The organism is Paraburkholderia sp. RL17-373-BIF-A, from assembly GCF_046030175.1.
In the GTDB taxonomy this organism is placed as follows: Bacteria; Pseudomonadota; Gammaproteobacteria; order Burkholderiales; family Burkholderiaceae; genus Paraburkholderia.
The window spans coordinates 1-2,554 of sequence record NZ_JARESO010000193.1 but is presented as its reverse complement, the minus strand read 5'-3'; the positions used below and the strand labels follow the sequence as shown (position 1 = coordinate 2,554).

Annotated in this window: 2 protein-coding genes and 1 pseudogene; all 3 read right to left on the bottom strand. The window is 58.2% G+C overall.

Annotation, left to right across the window (positions count from 1 at the left end; all coding sequences use genetic code 11):
- Nucleotides 1-37 precede the first annotated feature (37 nt).
- Nucleotides 38-2,098 (bottom strand): recombinase family protein, encoded by a 2,061-nt coding sequence (locus tag P0D80_RS49430; protein WP_408295859.1) that lies wholly within the window; start codon nt 2,096-2,098, stop codon nt 38-40.
- A complete protein-coding gene (locus tag P0D80_RS49425; protein WP_408295856.1) occupies nt 2,079-2,246 on the bottom strand; it encodes a hypothetical protein in 168 nt (55 codons plus the stop codon). Before P0D80_RS49425 ends, P0D80_RS49430 begins: the two co-directional genes overlap by 20 nt.
- Nucleotides 2,247-2,304: 58 nt before the next feature.
- Nucleotides 2,305-2,554 (bottom strand): annotated as a pseudogene (locus tag P0D80_RS52090) (DUF5372 family protein); the annotation flags it as partial.

Sequence of the window (2,554 nt, the reverse complement as noted above, 5' to 3'; positions counted from 1 at the left end):
CCACCCGGACACGAGACATAATGCTCACCTCCCTATGTCATTGAAGATCAATGGATAGTTGATTTGGGTCCGCTGATTGCGGACCCTCGGTTGCACTTCTTTCTGTGATAAACGCTTCTACATCGACCCGCTGCATGATCCACGGTGCGCCAGGACACGCCTGTGTGGCAGGCAATCGCTTGATCCGGATCAGCCGGAAGACCGTCGGTGTACTGATGCCCAATAACGCGGCAACTTCCGTCACACCCAGTTCATTGCGCTCTTGCCGCTCTCCTTCGCGATAGGCTGCGATCGCATGGTCTTTACGCAAGATGCAAATTCGCGCTGCTGTCCACGAAAGGCCTTTCGCCGTGCGTTTGCCCAAACGGTTAACGACCGCCGCGATGCCCTGGTCCGCAAGCGTTCTCGCCAGCGCACGAACGATGTCGATCGTTTCGACGTCAGTGGCCCAGCGATGTTGCCCAGTTCGGTTGGTATCAAACTCGAGCTCGGTGTGATCGCCACCTTGCCAATGTAAAAGCGCTCGAATGGTGAGGTCCTGCTTTGTGACAACGATCTCCTTAAGAACCGTACGCAAGATACGCTTCTTGATTTCGATGGCGCTCGCTGGGTGATTCCACAGCGCCGGCAGGTCGGTTCCCAATCTCATAAGCTCGTCGCGTGCGGCGGTGCTGAGTGAGTCTGCCGGATGCTCGCGCAGCGCATCCAGTTCGCCCTGCCGCTGTGCTTGTGTTGCCAACGCGTCGTTCCACCGACGCTCCAGTTCGGAGGCGACCAGCCGGTTGTCGGGATCGATTGCGTCGTACTGCCGCCGCGCTCGCACGGCTTCATAACGTGCTTGTTCAAGCGCCAGTTCCTTGTGCCGAAATCGCTCATCCTCACTCATGCGCTTACGCTCAATGGCATCCAGCGATGCGCGAATACCCAATGGTTCGAGTCGGCGTAGAACTTCCTCAGATACGCGCTGATCCACGCGCAACGCACCGAATGAAATGCAGCGCGGTCCGCCATGATTGATCATACTGCCCTGACAGTTATAGCGGCCGACGTCGCCCTTGGTGCCGGAATACGCGACATGCAGCTTGCGACCGCAATGGCCGCATCGGAGAAGCCCGGCCAATAGCGAACCGCCGCGTTTAACCGCACCTCGGACCAAGTTGCCCTTCATGTTGGCGTTGTCAGTAATCAATTTGCGATTGCTCTCGTACTCGTCCCAGGTAATGTAGCCCGCGTGGTGTTCGACGATCAAGACTTGCCATTCTTTGCGATTGACGTGCGTGCCGCTATACAGCCGCTTGCGACCGCTCTCAATGCGCACAGTCGTCTTGGTCTTGCCAAACGCGTATGCCCCGCCGTAGGTGGGATTCGTCAGGACATGCCACAGGGTGTTGTAGACCGGTAGTTTCCAAACAATATGACGGCCCTCCGGGCCGTAGCTGACCGCCGGCAGCTCAATGCGCTCCTGCCGAAACCAGATTAAAACCTGCCTCACACTACCAAATTCACGAAACCTCCGAAACACCAGATCGAGCGCTTCGCGAATGCGTAGGTCTGGGTCCTTCTCGATGCGATTGTTCGGTACACGCATGTAGCCAATCGGCGCGGTCATGAACAGTTCCCCGCGCTTGGCCTTCTGATCCGGCGCGGCTTGGGACCGCTGGCGAAACGTCGAGAGCTCCATCTCGGATAACGTGCCCTTCATGCCCAGCAGCAGGCGATCATTGGGTTCGCGAGGATCGTAAATGCCATCTTCGTCTATCAGCAACGTCCCCACGAGACGGCAGAATTCCAGCAGCGTGTGCCAGTCGCGCCCGTTGCGCGCGAGTCGAGACGCTTCGATACAGAATACAGCGCCGACCTCGCCGCTACAAAGGGCGGCCAGCAGCCGCTCGAAGCCAGGGCGATGAATTCCAGACCCAGAGCGGCCCAGGTCATCATCGATGACCGTCACGTCAGACCAACCGAGTCCCCGAGCGCGATCTGCGAGCCCATACTGACGTAACTGGCTCTCACGATTGTGCTGCACCTGGTCCAGCGTCGACTGACGAACGTAGACATAGGCGAGGCGAGAGAGATGCTCAGCACGGATCTTGTTCATCGCGCACCTCCATCTCGACTGCATCGATCACCGATTGCATCAACAGCGCTAGCTGCGCCACCACGTCCGCTAACACCTCCGCCGGCAGACGTGCTTCCTCGCTGCTCTCCTCGAACAGATCCTTCTGCTTCATCACCTGCTTGCGCATCGCCGTATCCCCTCTGCGTTGACAACACAGAAGAAGATAAAGCGGCGTTGACCAGGCGCTGAAGTTCGACTAACGCCGCGTGCGGTAATTCGGGCTGGACAACGATCGACATGCGAGCGGCTTCTTCGCCGGTCATCCACGGCGGAAGATGAGCACGAGTGCCGTCGGGTTGCATGATGATCAGGTATGACTCGCCTCGATAGCGGTTCATCCCAATGACGTTAATACGCTCGCCGCAGCGGGGGTGAAACGGATAGCGAACAAAGACATCGTCGCAATGATGATGGGCAGTGTGTTGCGGGTTCGCC